We start from the raw sequence: 905 nt of genomic DNA on the forward strand, positions 1-905 counted from the left end.
CAGTAAATTATTGACAATAAAAAAAGCTTACTGACAATCATCAATAAGCTTTTCTCTTTATGGGTTTTTATCTTATTTGGTAAATGGATAGGCCTTTCCCAAAATGGTGATGGTGGAATTGTTGTAATTTATTTTGATGTCTTTAATATCGGCTATATCAACATCCAAAATACCCGACTTAATGCTTCTTGGAAGCAGCACAAAATGTAACGACTCTTCAGTGGTTAAGGAATAATCCAAACCTGAGGAACTTGTACCCGTTTGCGAACCTTCCCATGAGTATTCATCATCCCAAATATACAGGGGTGTTTCACTGCCGGCAATCCATGTTCTGGTGGAATTTTCTTGATATTCAATCACTGCACCGGATTTTGTGGTGATTTTTCCATTTTGGATAACAACATCATACTCCAGATCTCCATCTACATTTTCACCCACATTCTCTACCACATGTGTTCCCTCAACCTTATAATCGTTGTGGTAATAGTCGGTAAAAGTTGCGGTATGAACGCTACCAGGTTCTCTATACCAATTGGTGGAAACAATGGTAACCTTTCCTTTTCGGGTGATACCATCCTTGCCCAAAACACCCGTTTTAAAATCAACGGTTATGGTTTTTGGAAAAGTGACAAAATCAGCTGGCGAAATGGTTACTTCAGCATCCTGTGCAGTTTTTTCCACTGAATTGGATTTTGCTGAGGAAGTGGAACTTTCGGCAGACAAAACAGCATCGCCATTGTTGTTTCCAATATCCTGAAACACTTTATTCACAATAACATACTCTGTTAAAGCCTCAACAACGGCTTCTGAATTGGTTTCGGTTTTTGCATCTTCTTTATCGCAACCAAGAAACAGCACGACCAACGTAGGAATTATAAGTTTTTTCATATTACATAAGATTTGTT

General features: G+C 38.1%; 1 protein-coding gene. It reads right to left on the reverse strand.

Features of this window, described 5'->3' with window-relative positions:
• Positions 1-72 precede the first annotated feature (72 nt).
• Positions 73-888, reverse strand: a complete 816-nt coding sequence (locus tag A7D14_RS16205) for a hypothetical protein (RefSeq protein ID WP_067037005.1) — start codon at positions 886-888, stop codon at positions 73-75.
• Positions 889-905 lie beyond the last annotated feature (17 nt).

This window comes from Allomuricauda sp. CP2A (assembly GCF_001683915.1).
In the GTDB taxonomy this organism is placed as follows: Bacteria; Bacteroidota; Bacteroidia; order Flavobacteriales; family Flavobacteriaceae; genus Flagellimonas.